The sequence below is a fragment of the Pseudomonas aylmerensis genome, from assembly GCF_001702265.1.
Taxonomy (GTDB): domain Bacteria; phylum Pseudomonadota; class Gammaproteobacteria; order Pseudomonadales; family Pseudomonadaceae; genus Aquipseudomonas; species Aquipseudomonas aylmerensis.
This window is the reverse complement of record NZ_MAUE01000005.1, coordinates 72,161-94,439: the sequence shown is the minus strand read 5'-3', so window position 1 is coordinate 94,439 and position 22,279 is coordinate 72,161. Positions and strand designations below refer to the sequence as shown.

Below are 22,279 nucleotides of genomic sequence, written 5' to 3'. Positions count from 1 at the left end.
TTTCAATATCGCTATTGGAACGCTCTATCATGCCGTCTCGAAGAATTGCCCCCATGGCTGGCCTGGCCCTGGGCCTGTTATTTGACCCTGCCTACGCCGAAGACAACACCCTGGAACTCGACACCATCAGCGTCACCACCGACGCCTATGAGTCCGCCACCGGCCCGGTCAAGGGCTACCGTGCAACGCGTTCGGCCAGTGCGACAAAAACCGACACGGCCCTGCGCGACATCCCACAATCGATCAGCGTGATTCCCGCAACGGTGCTCAAGGATCTGGGCAGCACCCAGGTAGAACGCGCCCTTGAGTTTGCCGGTGGCGTGTCCAAGCAAAACAACTTCGGCGGCCTCACCCTCTACGAATACAGCGTGCGCGGCTTCACCACGTCGGAGTTTTACCAGGACGGTTTCAGCGCCAACCGTGGCTACCCGAGCACGCCGGACACCGCCAATATCGAACGCATCGAAGTGCTCAAGGGCCCCGCCGCGAGCCTCTACGGTCGTGGCGATCCCGGCGGCACCGTGAACATCGTCACCAAGAAGCCCCAGCCCGATGCCTTCACCACCGTGCAAACCAGCGCCGGCAGTTGGGATCGCTATCGCACCGCCGTCGACCTCAACACCCCGCTGGACAGCGAGGGCAACCTGCTCTCGCGAGTCAACCTGGCCGTGGAAGACAACCACAGCTTTCGCGACCATGTGCAGAGCAAGCGGGTCTTTGTTGCCCCCTCATTCAGTTGGCAGCTGGACCCGGACACACATCTGCTGGTGGAAAGCGAATTGGTGCGCCACAGCTCCACCTTCGACCGCGGCATCGTCGACGCCAGCGGCGTGTCCCGCACAACCTTCCTGGGTGAACCCAACGACGGCGATATCGACAACCATAACAACCGTCTCCAGGCCAGCCTTGAGCATCACCTCAACGACGCCTGGAAACTGCGCCTGGCCAGCCACTACAAACAGGGCAGCCTGTGGGGCGACGCCTCGGAAAACCGCGCACTGAATGCCGACGGCCACACCATCGACCGCCGCTACCGTGAACGCTCCACGGGCTGGCACGACAGCATTACCCAGGTGGAGCTGCGCGGCCTGTTCGATATCGGCAGCTGGCAGCACGAGTTGCTGGTTGGCACCGAATACGAGGACTATCGCAAGAAAGAACGCGTCACCGCGATTGGCGGAAGCCGCTACACCCTCGATATCTACAACCCGGTCTACGGCCAGCCCAAACCCAACGGCGCGCGCTCCGGCACTGACTTCTTCGAACAGACCCAAAGCCACGCGCTAAACCTGCAAGACCAGGTCATCTTCACCGACCGCCTGCGCGGCATGGTCGGTGCGCGCTTCGAGCATTTCGAGCAGAGCATCGACGACTTCACCCGCAACCACGCCAGGAGCCACCAAACCCACGATGCCTTGACCCAGCGTGCCGGCCTGCTCTATCAGCTCACGCCGCAAGTCGGGGTGTTCGCCAATGCCTCCACGTCGTTCAAGCCCAACAGCGGGCTGGGCGCCGACGGGAAATCCTTCAAGCCGGAAGAAGGCGTGGGCTATGAAGTGGGGGTCAAGAGCGAGCTGTTCGACGACCGTCTCAGCGCCACCCTGGCCGCGTTCCATATCGAGAAGGAAAATGTACTCACCCTGGACCCCGCCACCAACCTCAACCGCGCCGTGGGCAAGGCGCGCAGCCAAGGCCTTGACCTGCAACTGAGCGGGCAAGTGAGCGATGCCGTGCGAGTGATCGGCGCGTTTGCCTACATCGACGCCGAGGTGACCAAAGGCGATAAAACCCTTCCCGCCGGCAGCCGGATCCTCGGCGTGGCCAAGCGCAGCGGCAGTCTGTTGGGCGTGTATGAGTTCCAGGACGGCGCGTTGCGCGGCTCAGACCTGGGGGCGGCGTTCACTTATGTAGGTGACCGCTCGGGTGAGGCAGGGACGCGTTTCGAACTGCCGGCTTATCACACTGTTGACCTGTTGGCCCATTACAAGGCCACGGACAACCTCACCGTGGGGCTGAACCTCAACAACCTGTTTGATGAGAATTACTACGAGCGGTCCTACAGCAGCTACTGGATCAGCCCCGGCGAGCCGCGCAATTTCACGGTCAGCCTGACCCTCAACCTGTAACACCCTCTAACTGCAGGCGCCGGCAAGCCAGCGCCGAGAGGTAGATGGGTGTAAGGCCTGGTTACAGCGCTGTTGGGGCTCTCTCACACAAGGTGTTGAGCGCCTTTGCCCACTGTGGATCATCATTCAGGCACGGCACCAGCACCAGCTCCTCGCCCCCGGCCTCGCGGAACTGCTCCAGGCCGCGATCGCCGATTTCTTCCAGGGTCTCGATGCAGTCGGCGACAAACGCCGGGCACATCACCAGCAGCTTTTTCACACCTTGCTGTGCCAACGCCTCCAGGCGCGCTTCGGTGTAGGGTTCGATCCATTTGGCGCGGCCCAGGCGCGATTGGAACGCCACCGACCATTTATCTTCCGGCAAGCCCAGGCGCGCGGCAAAGTCACGGGCGACGCTGAAGCACTGCGCGCGATAGCAGGTCTTGAGCACCTCGGCGGAGGCGTTCTTGCAGCAGTCGGCATCCTTGAAGCAATGCTGGCCGGTGGGGTCGAGTTTGGTCAGGTGGCGCTCAGGCAAGCCGTGGAAACTCAGCAGCAGGTGGTCGTAATCCTGTTCCACATAAGGCCGCGCGCTTGCTACCAGGGCGTCGAGATATTCGGGCTGGTCGTAGAACGGTTGCAGGATCGAGAACTGCACATCGAGTTTTTTATCGCGCACTACGCGCCTGGCTTCCTCGATGACTGTGGTTACGGTGCTGTCGGCGAACTGCGGGTACAACGGCGCGAGGGTGACTTTCTGAATGCCCTGTGCGGCGAGGCGGGTCAACACGCTTTCAATCGACGGTTCGCCGTAGCGCATCGCCAACTCAACCGGGCCCTGGGTCCATTGCGCAGTCATCTGCTGTTGCAGGCGGCGGCTGAGCACCACCAGCGGCGAGCCCTCGTCCCACCAGATGGAGGCATAGGCGTGAGCCGATTGCTCGGGCCGCTTGATCAGGATCAGCGACACCAGCAGACGCCGCACCGGCCACGGCAGGTCGATCACGTAAGGGTCCATCAGGAACTGATTGAGGTAGCTGCGCACATCGGCCACCGAAGTGGACGCCGGTGAGCCCAGGTTGACCAGTAACAACGCGTGATCCGTCATGCAACATCCTATCTCTAGAGGCGGCTGGACACGTCATCCAAAGCCGCGCGCAACTCAGTGAACTGGAAAGTGAAACCGGCCGCCAGCAACCGCTCAGGCAAGGCCTTTTGCCCGCCCAGCAACAGGCCGGACAACTCGCCCAGCCCCACCTTCAACGCAAAGGCCGGCATCGGCATGAACGCCGGGCGGTGCAACACCTGGCCCAACGTCTTGGCGAACTCACGGTTGCGTACCGGGTGTGGCGCGCAGGCATTATACGGACCGCTGGCGTCAGGCTTGTGCAGAAGAAAATCAATCAGGGCGATTTGATCCTTGATATGGACCCATGGCATCCACTGCCGACCGGTGCCGATCGGCCCGCCCAGCGCGAGTTTGAACGGCAGCAACAGCCGCGACAAAAAGCCGCCCTCTGCGGCCAGCACCAGGCCGGTACGCACCAGCACCACACGCATGCCCAGCGCTTCGGCGCGCAGGGCGGTTTCCTCCCAGGCAATACACAACTGGCTGGGGAAATCGTCCTGCACCGGGCCGCTGGCTTCGGTGAGTTCACGCTCGCCGCCGTCGCCATACCAGCCCACCGCCGAACCGGAGATCAACACCGAGGGTTTCTGTGCCAGGCCTTCCAGCCAGGCCAGCAGGGTTTCGGTAAGGCCGATACGGCTGCTCCACAACAGCGCCTTGCGCTTATAGGTCCAGGGACGGTCTGCAATAGCCGCGCCCGCCAGGTTGACCACCGCATCCACCGGGCCGATCACCTCTTGCAGGCGCCCCACACCCAGGACCTGGTCGCCACACAAACGGGCCACCTGTTCCGGATCACGACTCCACACGGTCAAGCGGTGACCCTGGGCAAGCCAGTGTCGGCAAAGTTGGCGGCCAATCAAACCAGTACCGCCGGTCAGCAAAATGTGCATGGGATCTTCCTCATGTAACGTTTGCCGCCCATCGCTAGTCTATTTTATAAGCAGGGACCATTTGTAATCGGGCGTAACGCAGGTTCAAGCCTCAGCTTTAACCATAGGTCACGCCGTAAGAACAGGTAAGCCAAAACTTATACCAAAAAACAATATTGTACAGCTATTGGTGTCGGCGTAGTCTGTACCCAACGGTAAAACGAGGCCTCCCATGACTGTTCCCATCGCGATCATTGGCACCGGCATCGCCGGTCTCTCCGCCGCCCGAGCGTTAAGAGACGCTGGGCACGTTGTACAACTCTTCGATAAAAGCCGCGGCAGTGGTGGCCGCATGTCCAGCAAGCGCAGCGACGCCGGCGCGCTGGACATGGGTGCGCAGTACTTCACCGCCCGCGACCGCCGCTTCGTTAACGAAGTGCAGCGCTGGCAAAGCAACGGCTGGGTCGAGCAATGGAAGCCCCAGCTGTACAACTTCAAGTCCGGCCAACTCACCCCGTCTCCCGATGAACAAATCCGCTGGGTCGGCACACCGCGCATGAGCGCGATCACCCGCGCCCTGCTCGATGACCTGCCGGTGGAGTTCGGTTGCCGCATCACCGAAGTGTTCCAGGGCAAACAGCACTGGAACCTGCTGGACGCCGACGGCGAAAACCACGGCCCGTTCAGCCACGTGATCATCGCCACACCCGCCCCGCAAGCCACCGCGCTATTGGCCGCCGCGCCCAAACTGGCAAGTGCCGCCGCCGGCGTGAAGATGGACCCGACCTGGGCCATCGCCCTGGCGTTCGACAAGCCCCTGGATACGCCCATGCAAGGCTGCTTCGTGCAAGACAGTCCCCTCGACTGGCTGGCGCGCAACCGCAGCAAACCCGGACGCGACACCACCCTCGACACCTGGGTGCTGCACGCCACCAGCGCCTGGAGCAGGGACCACCTGGACCTGCCCAAGGAAGCCGTGATCGAACACCTGCATGGCGCCTTCGCTGAATTGCTGCACAGCGCCATGCCCGCCCCGTCGTTCAGCCTCGCGCATCGCTGGCTGTACGCGCGACCGTCCAGCGCCCATGAGTTCGGCGTGCTGGCCGACGCCGACCTGGGCCTGTACGTGTGTGGCGACTGGTGCCTGTCGGGCCGCGTCGAGGGTGCCTGGCTCAGTGGCCAGGAAGCCGCGCGACGCTTGATCGAGCACCTGCAATGAACCGCATCAACCCCGCGAAATTGCTGCTGTCGAAGTGGACAGCAGCGCACCCCCGCAACAAGGAAAAACACTTTTTGGTCACCGAGCTGATCCGTGACGAAGAAGGCACCGTGTTGGAAATCGACCTGCAAGCCGTCATGACGCGGCGCACCGAAAGGCTGGCGTGGCAAAGCCTGCAGAACGCCGAGGACTGGCAGATCGGCTGGAAATAACCTCCGCGAAAAATACTTGTACAAAATATTTGACTTGTACAGCATCAAACCTATGATGAGATTTAGTTGTACAAGTTTTTAGTCTTGTACAGGAATCTTGTAGAGGTTTGGCCATGTCCCACTCCGGTAAGCCAAAGATCGCGATCAGCGCCTGCCTGCTTGGCGAAAACGTGCGCTTCAACGGCGGGCATAAACAATCCCCTCTCTGCAGCCAGACGCTCAGCGACTATTTCGAGTTCGTACCGCTGTGCCCAGAAGTCGCGATTGGCCTGGGCATCCCCCGCGAACCGATTCGCCTGGTGGGCGATCCGGCGCACCCGCAAGCCGTGGGCACCGTGCACCGCGAGCTGAATGTGACCCAACCGCTGGATGACTACGGCCAGCAGATGGCCGCCGCGCATACCGACCTGTGCGGTTACATCTTCATGCAGAAGTCACCGTCCTGCGGCCTGGAGCGAGTCAAGGTCTACCGCGACAACGGCACGCCGGTGGATGGCGGCGGGCGCGGCATCTACGCCCATGCGTTTTGCTCGCGCCACCCCAACCTGCCGGTGGAAGAGGATGGTCGGCTGAACGACCCGGTGCTGCGGGAAAACTTCATGACCCGCGTCTTTGTCTACGCCAGCTGGCAACAACTGCTCGCCGAAGGGCTCAGCCGTCATCGCCTGCTGGCCTTCCATTCGCGCTACAAATACTTGTTGATGGCCCACAGCCCGGCGCACTACAAAAGCCTCGGCCACCTGCTGGGCAGCATGACCCGGAGCACTGACCTCGACGCCTTGGCCACCGGCTACTTCAGCGAACTGATGAGCGGCCTGCGCAAGTGCGCCACTCGGGGGACCCACACCAATGTGCTGCAACACATCAGCGGCTACCTCAAGCAAGCCATCAGCGCCGACGACAAACAGGAAATGCAGACCGTCATCGGCCAGTACCACCAGGGGATCGTGCCACTGGTGGTGCCGCTGACCTTGCTCAAGCATCACTTTCGCCAACACCCGGACCGCTACATCGCGCAGCAGGCGTACCTGCAACCGCACCCGGAAAATCTCAGCCTGCGTAATGCGATCTAACCTATGAAAGCCGCCCTGCAAGACGAAACCGGCGACGACATCGCCCAAGCCCTCGAAGACGGCTGGCTGCCGATTCGCGAAGTGGCGCGCCAGACCGGCGTCAACGCCGTGACCCTGCGCGCCTGGGAACGCCGCTATGGCCTGATCGTGCCCCAGCGCACGCCCAAGGGCCATCGGCTGTTCAGCGCCGATCACGTGCAACGCATCCACACCATCCTGACCTGGCTCAATCGCGGCGTGCCGGTCAGCCAGGTCAAAGGCCTGATCGACTCTGCCCAAGCCCTGCCAGAGACTGTCGAGAATGAGTGGCATGGGTTGCGCCAGAACCTGTTGAATGCCATCAGCGAATTGATCGAGCGCCGGGTCGACGACGTCTTCAACCAGGCCATGGCGCTGTACCCGCCGCGCACGCTGTGCGAGCAATTGTTGCTGCCGCTGCTGCAGGACCTGGAGCAGCGCTGGCAAGGCCAGTTCGGCGCGCAGATGGAGCGGGTGTTTTTCCTGTCCTGGCTGCGTAGCAAATTCGGCGCACGCATCTATCACAACAACCGCCAGCTGCAGGGCCCGCCGCTGCTGCTGATCAACCAGTCCGACCTGCCGCTGGAGCCGCACCTGTGGCTCAGCGCCTGGCTGGCCAGCAGTGCCGATTGCCCGGTGGAAGTCTTCGATTGGCCACTGCCCGCCGGCGAATTGGCCCTGGCCGTGGAACACCTGCAACCGCGCGCGGTGCTGCTGTATTCGAGCAAGGCCCTCCACTTGTCGGCACTCGCAAAACTATTGAGCGGCGTCAGTGGCCCAAAGTTGATCGTCGGACCAACGGTATGCATCCACCAGGCCGAGTTAGCCGTATTAACCCGTGACACCCCTGAATTGTTCGTGGCCGAAGACCCCTTGTCGGCCCACCAGATACTGATCCAGCGTGGACTTCTTTAAATGCATTTGATCTGGCTGCGCACCGACCTGCGCCTACACGACAACACCGCCCTCGCCGCCGCCTGCCAGCGCGGCCCGGTTGCAGCCGTGTACCTCATCACGCCGGAGCAATGGCTGGCCCACGATGATGCGCCGTGCAAAGTCGACTTCTGGCTGCGCAACCTGCAGCACTTGAGCCAGGCCCTGGGCAAGCTGAATATCCCCCTGCTGATCCGCCACGCCGCCACCTGGGATCAGGTGCCCGCCGCGCTCGGCAAGCTGTGCCGCGAGTTGTCGGTGGAGTCGGTGCACGTCAACGAGGAATACGGCATCCATGAAAGCCGTCGCGATGCGGCCGTGGCCAAGGCGCTGGAGGCCGATGGCGTCAGCTTTCACAGCTACCTGGACCAGCTGTTTTTCCAACCCGGCAGCGTGCTGACCAAGACCGGCACGTACTTCCAGGTGTTCAGCCAGTTCCGTAAGGTCTGCTACACCCGCTTGCACAGCGCCCTGCCGCGCCTGGTCGCGACGCCGAAGGCCCAGGCGCCTGTCCCGCTGAAAAGTGATCCGGTCCCCGAGCAGGTCGACGGGTTCGCACCACCCAGCGAGACCTTGCGCGCCCTCTGGCCCGCCGGCGAAGAGGAAGCCCGCCGCCGCCTCGACGCCTTCGCCGACCAGCAGATCAGTTACTACAAGGACGAGCGCGACTTCCCGGCCAAGCCCGGCACCAGCCAGCTGTCCGCCTACCTTGCGGCGGGCGTGGTGTCGCCGCGCCAGTGCCTGCACGCGGCGTTGCAAACCAACCAGGGCGAATTCGAAAGCGGCGATATCGGCGCCATCACCTGGATCAACGAGTTGCTCTGGCGCGAGTTCTACAAACACATCCTGGTCGGCTATCCAAGGGTGTCTCGCCACCGCGCCTTCCGCCCCGAGACCGAGGCGGTCGCCTGGCGTGACGCGCCCAAGGACCTCGCGGCCTGGCAACAAGCCCGCACCGGGCTGCCGATCATCGACGCAGCCATGCGCCAACTACTGGAGACCGGCTGGATGCACAACCGCCTGCGCATGGTGGTCGCGATGTTCCTGACCAAGAACCTGCTGATCGACTGGCGTGAAGGCGAGCGCTTCTTCATGCGCCACCTGATCGACGGCGACCTGGCGGCCAACAACGGCGGCTGGCAGTGGAGTTCCTCTACCGGCACCGATTCGGCCCCGTACTTCCGGATTTTCAGCCCACTGAGCCAATCGGAAAAATTCGACAGCGAAGGCGTGTTTATCAAGCATTGGCTGCCGGAACTGGCCGCGCTGAATAAAAAGGAAGTGCACAACCCCGAGGCAGTCGGCGGCCTGTTCGGCGTGGCGGATTACCCGCGCGCCATCGTCGACCTGAAAAAGTCCCGCGAACGCGCCCTGGCAGCCTTCCGCAGCCTGCCTTCACGCCAGGAGGTCGCCGAACATGAGTGATTTCCTGCGCCGCTTCGCCCAGGCTTTTTCCACCCTCGACAAACACAACCTGCACCTGCTCGACAGCCTGTACAGTCAGGACATCGCCTTTACCGATCCACTGCACGAGGTGCAGGGATTGCCCGCGATGCACCGCTACTTCGCCGAGTTGTACAGCAACGTCAGCCAACTGCGCTTCGACTTCCACGGCTTCGACCAGGTGGCCGAAGGCGAAGGCTACCTGCGCTGGAAAATGAGCTTTACCCACCCGCGCCTGGCCAACGGCAAGGTCATCCGCGTGGAGGGCTGTTCGCACCTGATGTGGCGTGAAAAGGTCTACCGCCATCGCGATTACTTCGATGCCGGCGCCCTGCTCTACGAACACCTTCCCGTACTGGGCAGCGTCGTCAACTGGCTGAAAAGGAGAATGGGATGAACGCACTGCCGCCCCGTCGTTATTGGCTGACCGGCGCCAGCAGTGGCATCGGTGCCTCGCTGGCCGTGGAGCTGCTCAACAGCGGCGCCCATGTGGCACTGAGTTCGCGCAGCAAAGGCCCGCTGCAGGCCCTCGCCCAACGTTTTCCCGGACAAGTGCTGGTGGTGCCTGGCGACCTGACCAACAGCCAGACTGTGCGCGAGATCGGTGAGCAGATCGCTGCGGCCTGGGGTTCGCTCGACACGGTGATCCTGAATGCGGGCACCTGTGAATACGTGGACGCCCGGCAATTCGACGCCTCGATTGTCGAACATGTGGTGCGCACCAATTTGCTCGCCAGCAGTTATTGCATCGAAGCCGCGCTGCCGTTACTGCGTGCCGGGCGCACCCCGCATTTGGTCGGCGTCGCCAGTGCCGTGACCTACCTGCCGATGCCGCGTGCCGAGGCCTACGGTGCGTCCAAAGCCGGGCTGCGCTACCTGTTCGAATCGCTGCGCATCAGCCTGTCGCCGGAAAACATCGACGTCACGGTGATCAGCCCAGGCTTCGTCGACACCCCGCTGACTGAGCGCAACGATTTCCCGATGCCCCTGAGCTGGTCCGCCGACAAAGCCGCGCGGCACATCTTCGCCAAGTTGGAAAAACGCCCACTGGAGATTGCCTTCCCGGCGCTGTTTATCGCCACCCTGTGGCCGCTGTCGAAACTGCCCAACCGTGCCCAGTTGATCATCGGCAAGCGCATGCTGCGCAGCCCGCCGCCGCAGAAGGACGACCTGTGAAGATCGCCATTATCGGCAGCGGCATCGCCGGGCTGACCAGCGCCTACCTGCTCAGCCGTCGCCACGACATCACGCTGTTCGAAGCGGGCGACCGCATCGGCGGGCATACCCACACGGCCAATGTGACGGTCGAGGGTAAAAGCTACGCGGTGGACACCGGCTTCATCGTATTCAACGACTGGACCTACCCCAATTTCATCCGCCTGCTGGGGCAGGTCGGGGTGGCGTTCAAACCCACCGAGATGAGTTTTTCGGTGTGCGACGAAAACGCCGGGTTCGAGTACAACGGCAACAACCTCAACAGCCTGTTCGCCCAACGCCGCAATATCCTGTCGCCAGGTTTCTGGGGCATGTTGCGCGATATCCTGCGCTTCAATCGCCAGGCGCCGCTGGACCTGCAGGAGCAGCGCATCAGCGCCGAAATGACCCTGGGTGACTACCTTGAGGCGGGCGGGTATGGCCCGCGCTTTATCCGGCACTACATCGTGCCGATGGGCGCGGCGATCTGGTCGATGTCCCTGCAGGACATGCTGGGGTTCCCGCTGCAGTTCTTTGTGCGCTTCTTCAAGAACCACGGCCTGCTCTCGGTGAACAACCGGCCGCAATGGTGTGTGATCGAAGGCGGATCCAGCCGCTATATCGAGCCGCTGACCCGCAGCTTTCGCGAACAGGTGCGTCTCAATTGCCCCGTGCACCTGGTCGAACGCGACGCCGAGGGTGTGGTTATCCACAGCGCGGCCGGCACCGAAGCTTTTGACAAGGTGGTGTTCGCCTGCCACAGCGACCAGGCACTGGCGTTGCTCGGCGACCCGAGCCAGGCCGAGCAGGAGATCCTCGGCGCCCTGCCCTATGCCGACAACGATGTCGTGCTGCACACCGACACCCGCCTGCTGCCCGACCGCAAGCTGGCCTGGGCCAGCTGGAATTATCGACTGACCGGCAACACGCAGACCCAGGCGGCCGTCACCTACGACATGAACATCCTGCAAGGCATCGACAGCGCCACCACGTTTTGCGTCAGCCTCAACCAGACGCCAATGATCAACCCGCTGAAGATCCTCGCCCGCTATACCTACGCCCACCCGCAATACAGCCTCGCGGCGGTGGCGGCCCAAGGTCGTTGGGAAGAACTCTGCGGTACGCGCAACACCTTTTACTGTGGCGCCTACTGGGCCAACGGTTTCCATGAAGACGGCGTGGTCAGCGCCCTGCGCGTGGCGCAAGCCTTCGGGGAGGCCCTGTGAACAGCGCCCTGTACAGCGGCTGGATCGCCCATCGCCGGTTTGCGCCCAAGGCCCACGCCTTTCGCTACCGCATCGGGCTGCTGTACCTGGACTTGAGCGAAGAAGAGCAAGTGCTCGGGCTCTCGCCCCTGGCCGGCGCGAGTCGCCTGGCACCCTTCGGTTTTCGCCAGCAGGATTACCTGCGTGAATTGACGCGCCACGGCATGAGCTTGACCGCCGCCGTGCGCCAGGAAGTCGGCAAGGCGCTGGGGCGTACACCCCAGGGCGTAATCTGCCTACTGACCCAGGCCCGCAGTTGGGGCCTGGCTTTTAATCCGGTGAGTTTCTTCTACTGCTTCGAGGCCGACGGACGTCTGGCCGCGATCCTGTGCGAAGTGACCAACACCCCTTGGCGCGAGCGCTATCACTACGTGCTGCCGGCCCAGGCCCTTGGCGCGGATGAGCACCAGCATTTCGCCGTGGCCAAGGCGTTTCATGTGTCGCCGTTCTTGCCGCGCGACCTGGAGTACCGCATGAGCTTCAGCCCGCCCGCCGCCAAGCTCGGCGTGCACATGGCCGATTGGCAAGGCGAGCTGAAAGTCTTCGATGCCACGCTGAGCCTGCACAAGGAAACACTCACCCGCGCCAGCCTGCACCGCTACCTGTGGCGCTTTCCGTGGATGACCGCCAAGACCTGCCTCGCCATCTACTGGCAGGCCTTGCGCCTGTTGCTCAAACGCACACCGATTTTTTCCCATCAGGCCGCCGATGGCGCCTCTCGCACCGCAGTCGGGTATACCAAGGATCGCCGCCATGAAATCCCCTAGCTTATCGGTCAAGACCAATCGCCTGAACGTCAACGGCCTGACCAGTGCGCTGCTGCGCAAAGGTGTGCTGCGCCAACTCAGCCAACTGCGCCATGGCCAGTTGGTGGTGATCGAGGATGGCGAGCGCCAAGTGTTCGGCGCACGCGAAGCGCACCTGCTGGGCGAGATCCAGATTCTCGACCCGGCGGTGTGGGGCCTGGTGGCGGCCAACGGTTCCATCGGCGCCGGCGAGGCGTTTATCCACGGCTACTGGAGCAGCCCGGACCTCACCGCAGTGGTGCGCGTGATGGTCAGCAACCTCGATGTGCTCGACGCGATGGAAGGTGGCCTGGCGCGCCTGGCACGGCCGTTCACCCAAGGCCTGCACTGGCTCAACCGCAACACGCGCAAGGGCTCGCAGAAAAACATCGCGGCCCACTACGACCTGGGCAACGACCTGTTCGAAGAATTCCTCGACCCGACCATGATGTACTCGGCCGCGCAGTTCCTGACCGCCGACGACAGCCTGGAACAGGCGCAACTGAACAAGCTCGAGCGTATCTGCCAGAAGCTCGCCCTCAAACCCACCGACCACTTGCTGGAAATCGGCACCGGCTGGGGCAGCATGGCGCTGTATGCAGCGCAGCATTACGGCTGCAAGGTCACCACCACGACCTTGTCCAAGGAACAGTTCGCCTACACCGAAAAACGCATCGCGGCCCTCGGCCTGCAAGATCAGGTTACGCTGCTGCTGCAGGACTACCGCGACCTGACCGGCCAGTACGACAAGCTGGTGTCCATCGAGATGATCGAAGCGGTGGGCCATCGTTTCCTGCCGACCTACTTCAAGCAGTGCGCGCACCTGCTCAAGAGCGACGGCCTGATGTTGCTGCAGGCCATTACCATCCGTGAGCAACGTTTCGAGCAGGCCAAGAACAGCGTCGACTTTATCCAGCGCTATATCTTCCCCGGTGGCGCCCTGCCCTGCGTGCAGAACATGCTGCAGATCGTCAGCCGCGACACCGATATGAACCTGCTGCACATGGAGGATTTCGGCCTGCATTACGCGCGAACCCTACGCCTGTGGCATGAGAACTTTCGCCGCGCCCAGGGTCGCCTGACGGAGCTGGGCTACGACGAATACTTCCTGCGCTTGTGGGAGTTTTACCTGTGCTACTGCGAGGGCGGCTTCATGGAGCGCACCATCGGTACCGCGCAACTGCTGCTGGCCAAGCCATCGGCCATCAACCCACCGCTGCTTGGGCGCTTCAGTGCTTAAGACCGTGGCCAATGCCGTGCTCTTCCAGTGCGGCTGGTTTGCCTGTGTACTGGGTGGGGACAGCCTCTGGCTGCTGGTGGGGCTGGCGGTACTGGCCCTCCATCTGCTGTGGATAAGTGCCTGGTCCCGCGAAGGCCAGGCGATTCTCGCCGTGACCCTGCTGGGGACAGTCATCGATACGTCGCTGCGCACCTTCGGCGTGTTTCACTTCGGCGCGCCCGGGCCGTTGATTCCCTTCTGGTTGATTGTGCTGTGGGCGCTGCTGGCCACGACCTTGCGCCATTGCCTGGCCTGGAGCGCCCAGCCCTGGTGGCGTGCCAGTCTGCTGGGCGCGCTGGGTGGGCCGCTGTCGTATTACGCAGGCAGCCAGTTGGCCGGGGTCAGTTTTGGCTACGGCACTGCCGCCACCCTAATCGGCCTCGCCCTGCTCTGGGCCGTGATATTTCCGGTGTTGCACTGGATTGCCGGGCAACTGGCGCACTGACGTCCGTCAGAGCAGTCATACGCGCATCGTCGCCTTGCCTTACACTGCACGCCTATGACCAACATCCCCCATACCCAAATCACCGAACCCGCCGTTACCTGCTCGACGTGCGCGGCCTGCTGCTGCCAGCTGGAAGTGCTGCTGATCACGGACACAGGCGTGCCGGAGCGCTATATCGATACGGACGATTGGGGCGGCGAAGTGATGCTGCGCCTGGACGATGGCTGGTGCGCGGCGCTGGATCGGGACACGATGATGTGCACGATCTACGAGCGGCGGCCGCTGATTTGCAGGGAATTCGAGATGGGCGCGCCGGAATGCCTGACCGAGCGCGAAGGCATTGCAACAGCGTATCGCTGATTGAACTACATCCTGCAGGAGCCGGCTTGCCGGCTCCTGCAGGAATGTGTGTTTAGAGCGGCATGGTGTAGTGCAGCGAGTAGCTCTCTACGCCGTCGTTGTTGCTGCTGATCCCGGCATTGGAGTAATGGGTGGCGCGAATGCCCACTTCATGCCCACCGGTAAAGCGCAGGCCGAAACCCAGGCGGTCTTCGAACTGGAAGGCCTGGCCAATGTTGTTGTCTTCCAGGCGCGTGCGGGAGAACACCGCCACACCGATCCCCGCCTCGATATAAGGCTTCACCGACTGTCCGGCGAATTCATACACAAACACCGGAGAGAACGACAGGCTGCTCGCGCCTGCACGGTCGTCGCCTTCCCAATAGGTGTAGGCACCGCTCCAGTAGCCGGTCAGGCGACCGACATCACTTTGCATCCAACTCTTGTCCCAATCCGACGTCAGCCCCAATCGATAAGTGAGCGTCGAATCACTGGTGGCCCCCAGGCCAAACTCAAGTCCAGCGGCCTGCGCCGAAAAAGAGTGTCCCACCACAGCGGCCGCAATCGCAGCCAAACAGAACAAGCGCTTCATAAGAAACATCCTTTCCGAACGAAGTTATATGGTTTTGTACAGGCAATCCCGCTATAGAAGCCTACGCAGTGTCAGAAGTTCAGCCTGGAATCACGATATTTCACGAATTTTTCACGCGCTGAAGCTTCGCACATCTCCGGGATGTTTCCATAGTGTCGGTAGGATATTTCTGAAATGACACACATCGCCACTGGTCCAGAACTGTGCGGGCTGAGGATTGCCGCTGGCGAGCAGGTCGCGCTCGCCGAGCAGACGCTTCAGCTGGCGAGCCACGGCGGCGCCGGTGTCGATCAGAATGATGCTGGGCGGCAGCATCTGCGCCAGCAGCGGCTTGAGGAAGGGGTAGTGGGTACAACCGAGGATGATGGTGTCGCAGCCGACGCTGAGCAACGGGTCGACATAACCCTGCAACAGTTGGCGCAACACCGGGCTGTTCAGGTCGCCGGTCTCGATCAGCTCCACCAGGCCGGGGCAAGGCTGGGTGACCACGCGTACATCGGTGGCGAATCGATCCAGTAGCGCGGCGAACTTGGCGCTTTGCAAGGTACCGGTGGTAGCGAGCACACCGACCACACCACTACGGGTCGCGGCGGCGGCAGGTTTGACGGCAGGCTCCATCCCCACCAGCGGCCACTCGGGATAGTCCACGCGCAAATCCGCGACCGCCGCGACCGTGGCGGTGTTGCAGGCGATCACGAACGCCTTGGCGCCCCGCTCACGGAAAAACTCGGCGACGGCCCGGGAGCGCTGAAGAATGAATCCCGGGGTTTTCTCGCCGTACGGGATATGCCCGCAGTCCGCCACGTACAGCAGCGATTCATGCGGCAGCAACTGCTGGATTTCATCCAGTACCGACAAGCCGCCGACACCGGAATCGAACACACCGATCGGCGCGCCCTTAACCATGCCGCGGCCCGCAGACGCTGCAGCCGGGGTCACGCTTGACGCGCAACTCGCGAAAACGCGTGGTCAGCGCGTCGATCAGTAGCAGGCGGCCCACCAGCGGCTCGCCAAAACCGGCCAGCAGCTTCAAGGCTTCCAGCGCCTGCAGGCTGCCGACCACGCCGACCAGCGGACCGACCACGCCGGCTTCGCTGCAGGTGAGTTCGCTGTCGCTGCCGTGCCCATATAAACAGTGGTAGCACGGGCTGTCGGCGCGGCGCGGGTCGAACACCGACAACTGGCCCTCAAGGCGAATCGCCGCGCCACTGACCAGCGGCTTGGTCGCCGCCACGCAGGCGGCGTTGACTGCTTCGCGGGTGGAGAAGTTGTCACTGCAATCGAGCACCACGTCCACCGCCGCCACAGCTGCAGCCAAGGAATCGGCATCCAGCGCACTGCGATGGGCAACCAGGCTGATTTCGGGGTTTATCGCGCCCAGGCGACGCAGGGCCGAGTCGACCTTGGTCTGCCCGACGCTGTCGGTATCATGAATGATCTGGCGTTGCAGATTGGTCAGGTCGACGCTGTCGAAATCCGCCAGGTGCAATTCGCCCACCCCGGCGGCGGCCAGGTAAAGCGCCACCGGCGCGCCCAGGCCACCGAGGCCGACGATCAGGGCGCGGCTGTTTTTGAGGCGCAACTGGCCTTCGATGTCGACATGTTGCAACAGAATCTGTCGGCTATAGCGCAACAGCTCCTGATCGGTCAGCACGGCCGGCGTCCCAGGGTAATGCGTTCGTGGCCGCCAAGGTCGATGCGGCTGGCCACCGCCTCGAAGCCCTGGCTGGACAACAGGTCACGCACAGACGCGGCCTGGTCGTAACCATGTTCCAGTAGCAACCAGCCACCGGCATTCAGGTGGGCCGGGGCCTCGCGGATGATCAAGCGCAAGTCGTCCAGGCCGTCATGGCCCGCCACCAGCGCACTCGCCGGCTCAAAGCGCACGTCGCCCGCCACCAGGTGCGGATCGTTGTCGGCGATGTACGGCGGGTTACTGATGATCAGGTCGTAGGCATGACCTTGCAGGGCACTGAACCAATGGCTGTTCAGCACCGTGGCATTGTTGAGGTGCAGGCGCTGGCGATTGCGCTCGGCCAGGGCCACGGCCTCCAGCACACGATCGACGGCGGTGACCTGCCAGGCGGGGCGCTCGCTGGCCAGGGCCAGGGCGATGGCGCCGCTGCCGGTGCCCAGGTCGAGAACCTTGGCCGGCGTGGCCGGCAACAACTCCAGCGCCGCCTCTACCAGCATCTCGGTTTCCGGACGCGGGATCAGCGTGTGAGGCGCGACCTCCAGGTCAAGTTTCCAGAAGCCTTGCTGGCCGAGGATATAGGCCACCGGTTCACCGCCACGACGGCGCTGCAGGTAGTCGGCGAACGTCAGTGCGGCCTCGCTGCTGACAATTTTTTCCGGCCAGGTGTGCAGGTAACTGCGCGACTTGCCCAGGGCAGCGGCCAGCAACAATTCGGCATCCAGGCGCGCGGTAGGCGAGTCGGGAAGGTCGGCGGCGCGCAGCAGGCTGGCGATGATGGTCATTTATTCACCTATCGCGGCCAATTGATCGGCCTGGTATTCGGCGAGCAACGGCTCGATCACCGCATCCACGCCGCCGGCGAGAATCTCGTCCAGGGAGTAAAGGGTGAGGTTGACCCGGTGGTCGGTGACCCGGCCCTGGGCGAAGTTGTAGGTGCGGATGCGTTCGGAACGGTCGCCCGAGCCCACCAGCAACTTACGTTCGCTGGCAATCGCGTTGGCGGCGGCGCTGGTCTGCTGGTCATTGAGCTTGGCCGACAGCCAGGACATGGCGCGTGCACGGTTCTTGTGCTGGGAACGCTCCTCCTGACACTCGACCACGATGCCCGACGGCAAGTGAGTGATACGAATCGCCGAGTCAGTCTTGTTGACGTGCTGGCCACCGGCGCCCGACGAGCGGTACGTGTCGACCCGCAGGTCCGCCGGGTTGATCTCGATCGCTTCCTGCTCGTCCGGCTCGGGCAACACGGCCACGGTGCATGCGGAGGTATGGATGCGACCTTGGGATTCAGTCGCCGGGACCCGCTGCACGCGGTGCGCGCCGGACTCGAACTTGAGCTTGCCGTAGACGTTGTCGCCTTCGACCCGCGCGATGACTTCTTTATAGCCGCCGTGTTCGCCTTCGTTCTCGGACAGGATCTCGACCCGCCAGCCACGACGCTCGGCGTAGCGCGAGTACATGCGGAACAGGTCGCCGGAGAAGATCGCCGCCTCATCGCCGCCGGTGCCAGCGCGGATTTCGAGGAACACGTTACGCCCGTCGTTGGGGTCCTTGGGCAGCAACATGCGCTGCAGGTCACCTTCCAGCTCGGCAAGTTTTTCCTTGGCTTCGCGGACTTCTTCCACGGCCATTTCACGCATGTCCGGGTCGCTGTCCTTGAGCAGCGCCTGGGCGCCCTCGAGGTCGGCCTGCACTTTAGTCAAGTGTTTGTAGGTGGCCACGATAGGCTCAACTTCGGCGTATTCCTTGGAATAGGCGCGGAACTTGGCTTGATCGGAAATGACCTCGCCGTCGCCGAGCAAAGCGGTCAGTTCTTCGAAACGGTCCTGGAGCACGTCCAGTTTATTGAGCAGTGACGCTTTCATTGCGGTTTTTTATCCGAAGAGCTGTCTGACGCGCCCTCACCGAGGGCAAAGAGTTCCTGGGCCATGGCCAACGCATCGAGGCGGCCTTCGGCAGTCAATTTTTTAAGCTGTACGCTGGGTGCATGGAGCAACTTGTTAGTCAGGCCGCGCGCCAGTTGCATCAGCACCTCTTCGGCGCTGCTGCCATTGGCGAGCAGGCGCTGGGCCTTGATCAACTCCTCATCGCGCAGGCGCTCGCCTTGCTGACGATACGCCTTGAGCACGTCCACCGCCGCGAGTTCACGCAGGCGCACCATGAAATCTTCGGCGCCGGTGCTGACCATTTCCTCGGCGGCCTGGGCTGCGCCCTGTCGGCTCTTGAGGTTTTCGGCGACCACTTCGTGCAGATCGTCGACGCTGTAGAGGTAAACGTCGTCCAACTCGCCGACTTCGGGCTCGATATCGCGGGGAACGGCGATATCGACCATGAAGATCGGCTTGTGCTTGCGCAGCTTCAGCGCACTTTCCACCGCACCCTTGCCCAGGATCGGCAACTGGCTGGCGGTAGAGCTGATGACGATATCGCTGCGCACCAGCTCGGCCGGGATATCCGACAGCAGCACCGCGTGGGCACCGAACTGTTCGGCAAGGATGCTCGCGCGCTCCAGGGTACGGTTGGCGACGACGATGCGCTTCACACCCAGGTCGTGCAGATGGCGGGCGACCAGGGTGATGGTCTCGCCGGCGCCGATCAGCAAGGCCTGGCTGCGCTGCAAATCACTGAAAATCTGTTTGGCCAGGCTGACGGCGGCGAACGCCACGGACACCGGGTTTTCGCCGATGGCGGTGTCGGTGCGCACCTGCTTGGCAGAATTGAAGGTGGCCTGGAACAGGCGGCCCAGCAGCGGGCCGACAGTGCCGGCCTCACGCGCCACGGCGTAGGCGGACTTCATCTGGCCGAGAATCTGCGGTTCGCCCAGAACCAGCGAATCAAGGCCGGACGCCACGCGCATCATGTGACGAACTGCCGCATCATCTTCATGCACATACGCACTGGCGCGCAGGTCGTCGAGGCTCAAATGGTGGTAATCGGCCAGCCAGCGCAGTACCACATCCGCGGAAAGATGTTCCTGCTCTATATAAAGCTCGCTGCGATTGCAGGTCGAAAGGATTGCAGCTTCGCGGCTGTCGGTGAGCCGGCAGAGCTGCTGCAAGGCCTCAACCAACTGCTCGGGCGTAAACGCCACGCGCTCGCGCACGTCTACGGAGGCAGTCTTGTGGTTAATACCGAGTGCGAGGAAGGCCATTCAATATCGCTGATGATGTCGGGAAGCCGACAATTGTCCTACTTCGAAAGATTCAGAACAACCACCGTCGTCTATTGTCCTAATGCCTTGTGTCTATAAAGGCATCCATTGAGACTCGGTTATGTTTGGCCGAAGGCTTGTGTCATGATGATCCGACCGCAGGTTAGTCGTCCTCTTCCTATATGAATAGATCTTCCGCGTTGCTCCTTGCTTTTGTCTTCCTCAGCGGCTGCCAGGCCATGGCACCCGTGTCGCCGGACGGTACGCCGCCGGTAGAAGACAGCACCCCCGCCCCTGAAAAGCCCAAGGTTTATTCCTCATTCAGTGAAGAAACGGTGTTCAGCCTGCTGAGCGCGGAGCTGGCCGGGCAACGCAATCGTTTCGACATTGCGCTGGATAACTACGTGACCCAGGCGATCAACACGCAGGATCCGGGCATTTCCGAGCGAGCGTTTCGCATCGCCGAGTACCTGGGCGCCGATCAGGCTGCGCTGGACACGTCGCTGATCTGGGCGAAAAACGCGCCGGACGACCTGGAGGCGCAGCGTGCCGCCGCCATCCAACTGGCGCGCGCGGGCCGCTATGACGACTCCATGGTCTATATGGAGAAGGTCCTGCAGGGCAAGGGCGACACCCATTTCGACTTCCTTGCGCTGTCGGCTGCCGATACCGACCAGGACACGCGCAATGGCCTGATGAAGAGTTTCGACCGCCTGCTGCAAAAACACCCGAAGAACAGCCAGCTGATTTTCGGCAAGGCCTTGCTGCTGCAGCAGGACGATGAAGCCGAAGCCGCGCTGAAGCTGCTGGAGCAGAACCCGCCGGAAGACGGCGAGATCGCGCCGATCCTGTTGCGCGCGCGCCTGCTGCAGAACCTCAATCGCGGCAAGGAAGCGATTCCGCTGCTGGAAAAAAGCATCAAGAAGTATCCGGAAGACAAGCGCCTGCGCCTGACCTACGCGCGCACACTGGTGGAGCAGGACCGGATGGAGGACGCCAAAGTGCAGTTCGCCAACCTGGTCCAGCAGTACCCGGACGACGACGAACTGCGCTACTCCCTGGCACTGGTGTGCCTGGAAGCCAAGGCCTGGGACGAGGCCAAGGGCTACCTGGAAGACTTGATCGCCCGGGAAAGCCATGTGGACTCGGCGCACCTGAACCTCGGCCGTATTGCCGAAGAGCGCAACGATCCACAGGCTGCGCTGCTCGAATACGCCCAGGTCGGCCCGGGTAATGACTACCTGCCGGCGCAGTTGCGCCAGGCCGACATTCTGATGAGCAACGGGCGCACCGACGAGGCGGAAAAACGCCTGGCCGCCGCCCGCGACGCCGAACCCGACTATGCGATCCAGCTCTACCTGATCCAGGCCGAGACCTTGTCCGCCAACAATCAGGGCGAGCGCGCCTGGAAGGTGCTGCAACAAGCCTTGTTGCAATTTCCTGACGATTTGAACCTGCTGTACACACGCGCCATGCAGGCGGAAAAACGCAATGACCTGGTGCAGATGGAAAAAGACCTGCGCCTGATCATCAAGCGCGATCCGGACAACGCCATGGCCCTGAATGCCCTGGGCTACACCTTGTCCGACCGCACCACGCGCTACGACGAAGCCAAGGTCCTGATCGAACAAGCCCACAAACTCAACCCGGAAGACCCGGCGGTGCTCGACAGCCTCGGCTGGGTGAATTACCGCCTGGGCAACCTGGACGAAGCCGAACGCTTGCTGCGCCAGGCGCTGGAGCGTTTCCCCGACCAGGAAGTCGCCGCGCACCTGGGTGAAGTGCTGTGGGCCAATGGCAAGCAGCGCGAAGCCCGGCAAGTCTGGGAGAAATTCCTCAAGGAACAACCCGAAAGCCCCATCCTGCGCGGCACCATCAAGCGCCTGACCGGATCCGAGACCCTTTAAGCTTATGTTCTTGCGCCACGTTATTGTTTTCAGCTTCATCGCCTTGCTCGCCGGTTGCGCGGGCATCGGCAGCCGAGAATCCGTTGAGGGCCAGGGCAACCCGGCGCAATGGAAACAACACAAGGACCAGCTCAGCAGCATCGACGGCTGGCAAATCGACGGCAAGGTCGGGGTTCGCGCGCCGAAAGACTCCGGCAGCGGCACCCTGTTCTGGCTGCAACGCCAGGACTACTACGACATTCGCCTGTCCGGTCCGCTGGGTCGGGGCGCTGCCCGCCTGACCGGCCGACCTGGGCAGGTCAGCCTTGAAGTGGCCAACCAGGGCCGCTATGAAGCGACCTCACCGGAAGAATTGCTGGAACAGCAGATGGGCTGGAAGCTGCCGGTATCCCATCTGGTGTGGTGGGTGCGCGGCTTGCCCGCGCCCGATAGCAAAAGTCGCCTGAGCCTCAACGGCGACAGCCGCCTGGCCTCCCTGGAGCAGGATGGCTGGCAGGTCGAATACCTGAGCTACGTGCAGCAGAACGGCTATTGGCTGCCCGAGCGCATCAAGCTGCACGGCACCGACCTTGACGTCACGCTGGTGATCAAGGAATGGCAACCGCGCAAGCTGGGGCAATGA

23 protein-coding genes are annotated in these 22,279 nt (G+C 62.7%); 15 read left to right on the top strand and 8 right to left on the bottom strand.

Annotated features, from left to right (window positions below):
- Positions 1–29 precede the first annotated feature (29 nt).
- Complete coding sequence (locus tag BBG20_RS04225; RefSeq protein ID WP_065900527.1) at positions 30–2,126, top strand: TonB-dependent siderophore receptor; 2,097 nt, start codon at positions 30–32, stop codon at positions 2,124–2,126.
- 61 nt (positions 2,127–2,187) lie between these two features.
- On the opposite strand, the gene hemH is transcribed toward BBG20_RS04225, so the two are convergent.
- Both hemH and BBG20_RS04215 read right to left on the bottom strand, forming a co-directional pair.
- Positions 2,188–3,213, bottom strand: a complete 1,026-nt coding sequence (hemH, locus tag BBG20_RS04220) for a ferrochelatase (protein ID WP_065900526.1) — start codon at positions 3,211–3,213, stop codon at positions 2,188–2,190.
- Between the two features lie 14 nt (positions 3,214–3,227).
- On the bottom strand, positions 3,228–4,127 hold the full coding sequence (locus BBG20_RS04215; protein WP_065900525.1) for a TIGR01777 family oxidoreductase: 900 nt from the start codon (positions 4,125–4,127) through the stop codon (positions 3,228–3,230).
- A 211-nt stretch (positions 4,128–4,338) separates the two neighbouring features.
- On the opposite strand from BBG20_RS04215, the gene BBG20_RS04210 reads away from it, so the two are divergent.
- The 12 genes from BBG20_RS04210 to BBG20_RS04155 all read left to right on the top strand — a co-directional run bounded on the left by BBG20_RS04210 (position 4,339) and on the right by BBG20_RS04155 (position 14,332).
- The gene (locus tag BBG20_RS04210) at positions 4,339–5,325 is read left to right on the top strand and encodes an NAD(P)/FAD-dependent oxidoreductase (protein ID WP_065900524.1); all 987 of its coding nucleotides are present in this window, start codon (positions 4,339–4,341) and stop codon (positions 5,323–5,325) included.
- Positions 5,322–5,537, top strand: coding sequence for a TIGR02450 family Trp-rich protein (locus BBG20_RS04205; protein WP_065900523.1), 216 nt, complete (start codon positions 5,322–5,324; stop codon positions 5,535–5,537). Before BBG20_RS04210 ends, BBG20_RS04205 begins: the two co-directional genes overlap by 4 nt.
- A gap of 113 nt (positions 5,538–5,650) precedes the next feature.
- Complete coding sequence (locus tag BBG20_RS04200) at positions 5,651–6,610, top strand: YbgA family protein (protein WP_065900522.1); 960 nt, start codon at positions 5,651–5,653, stop codon at positions 6,608–6,610.
- Positions 6,611–6,613: 3 nt separating this feature from the next.
- Positions 6,614–7,543, top strand: coding sequence for a MerR family transcriptional regulator (locus BBG20_RS04195; RefSeq protein ID WP_065900520.1), 930 nt, complete (start codon positions 6,614–6,616; stop codon positions 7,541–7,543).
- Complete coding sequence (phrB, locus tag BBG20_RS04190) at positions 7,544–8,986, top strand: deoxyribodipyrimidine photo-lyase (protein WP_065900518.1); 1,443 nt, start codon at positions 7,544–7,546, stop codon at positions 8,984–8,986.
- Positions 8,979–9,401: a nuclear transport factor 2 family protein gene (locus BBG20_RS04185; protein WP_065900516.1), complete on the top strand. Its 423-nt coding sequence runs from the start codon at positions 8,979–8,981 to the stop codon at positions 9,399–9,401. Before phrB ends, BBG20_RS04185 begins: the two co-directional genes overlap by 8 nt.
- Positions 9,398–10,180: an SDR family NAD(P)-dependent oxidoreductase gene (locus BBG20_RS04180; protein ID WP_065900514.1), complete on the top strand. Its 783-nt coding sequence runs from the start codon at positions 9,398–9,400 to the stop codon at positions 10,178–10,180. The genes BBG20_RS04185 and BBG20_RS04180 overlap by 4 nt, the downstream gene beginning before the upstream one ends.
- Positions 10,177–11,424, top strand: coding sequence for an NAD(P)/FAD-dependent oxidoreductase (locus BBG20_RS04175; protein WP_065900512.1), 1,248 nt, complete (start codon positions 10,177–10,179; stop codon positions 11,422–11,424). The genes BBG20_RS04180 and BBG20_RS04175 overlap by 4 nt, the downstream gene beginning before the upstream one ends.
- A complete protein-coding gene (locus BBG20_RS04170) occupies positions 11,421–12,230 on the top strand; it encodes a DUF1365 domain-containing protein (protein WP_065900510.1) in 810 nt (269 codons plus the stop codon). Before BBG20_RS04175 ends, BBG20_RS04170 begins: the two co-directional genes overlap by 4 nt.
- Positions 12,217–13,488, top strand: a complete 1,272-nt coding sequence (locus tag BBG20_RS04165) for an SAM-dependent methyltransferase (protein WP_065900509.1) — start codon at positions 12,217–12,219, stop codon at positions 13,486–13,488. Before BBG20_RS04170 ends, BBG20_RS04165 begins: the two co-directional genes overlap by 14 nt.
- Positions 13,481–13,972: a DUF2878 domain-containing protein gene (locus BBG20_RS04160; protein ID WP_065900508.1), complete on the top strand. Its 492-nt coding sequence runs from the start codon at positions 13,481–13,483 to the stop codon at positions 13,970–13,972. The genes BBG20_RS04165 and BBG20_RS04160 overlap by 8 nt, the downstream gene beginning before the upstream one ends.
- 54 nt (positions 13,973–14,026) lie before the next feature.
- Positions 14,027–14,332, top strand: a complete 306-nt coding sequence (locus tag BBG20_RS04155; RefSeq protein ID WP_065900507.1) for a YkgJ family cysteine cluster protein — start codon at positions 14,027–14,029, stop codon at positions 14,330–14,332.
- Positions 14,333–14,384: 52 nt separating this feature from the next.
- Here the strand turns inward: BBG20_RS04155 and BBG20_RS04150 are convergent, their stop codons facing one another.
- From BBG20_RS04150 to hemA, 6 genes are all read right to left on the bottom strand, one after another.
- Complete coding sequence (locus BBG20_RS04150; RefSeq protein WP_065900506.1) at positions 14,385–14,903, bottom strand: acyloxyacyl hydrolase; 519 nt, start codon at positions 14,901–14,903, stop codon at positions 14,385–14,387.
- A 111-nt stretch (positions 14,904–15,014) separates the two neighbouring features.
- A complete protein-coding gene (gene murI / locus BBG20_RS04145) occupies positions 15,015–15,809 on the bottom strand; it encodes a glutamate racemase (protein ID WP_065900504.1) in 795 nt (264 codons plus the stop codon).
- On the bottom strand, positions 15,802–16,557 hold the full coding sequence (gene moeB / locus BBG20_RS04140; RefSeq protein WP_065900502.1) for a molybdopterin-synthase adenylyltransferase MoeB: 756 nt from the start codon (positions 16,555–16,557) through the stop codon (positions 15,802–15,804). Before moeB ends, murI begins: the two co-directional genes overlap by 8 nt.
- Positions 16,551–17,381, bottom strand: coding sequence for a peptide chain release factor N(5)-glutamine methyltransferase (gene prmC / locus BBG20_RS04135; RefSeq protein ID WP_065900500.1), 831 nt, complete (start codon positions 17,379–17,381; stop codon positions 16,551–16,553). Before prmC ends, moeB begins: the two co-directional genes overlap by 7 nt.
- Complete coding sequence (gene prfA, locus BBG20_RS04130; protein WP_012722110.1) at positions 17,382–18,464, bottom strand: peptide chain release factor 1; 1,083 nt, start codon at positions 18,462–18,464, stop codon at positions 17,382–17,384.
- Positions 18,461–19,750, bottom strand: coding sequence for a glutamyl-tRNA reductase (gene hemA / locus BBG20_RS04125; RefSeq protein ID WP_065900498.1), 1,290 nt, complete (start codon positions 19,748–19,750; stop codon positions 18,461–18,463). The genes prfA and hemA overlap by 4 nt, the downstream gene beginning before the upstream one ends.
- A gap of 182 nt (positions 19,751–19,932) precedes the next feature.
- Between hemA and BBG20_RS04120 the strand changes: the two genes are divergently transcribed.
- Positions 19,933–21,657, top strand: coding sequence for a tetratricopeptide repeat protein (locus BBG20_RS04120; RefSeq protein WP_065900496.1), 1,725 nt, complete (start codon positions 19,933–19,935; stop codon positions 21,655–21,657).
- Positions 21,658–21,661: 4 nt separating this feature from the next.
- A complete protein-coding gene (gene lolB, locus BBG20_RS04115; protein WP_065900494.1) occupies positions 21,662–22,279 on the top strand; it encodes a lipoprotein insertase outer membrane protein LolB in 618 nt (205 codons plus the stop codon).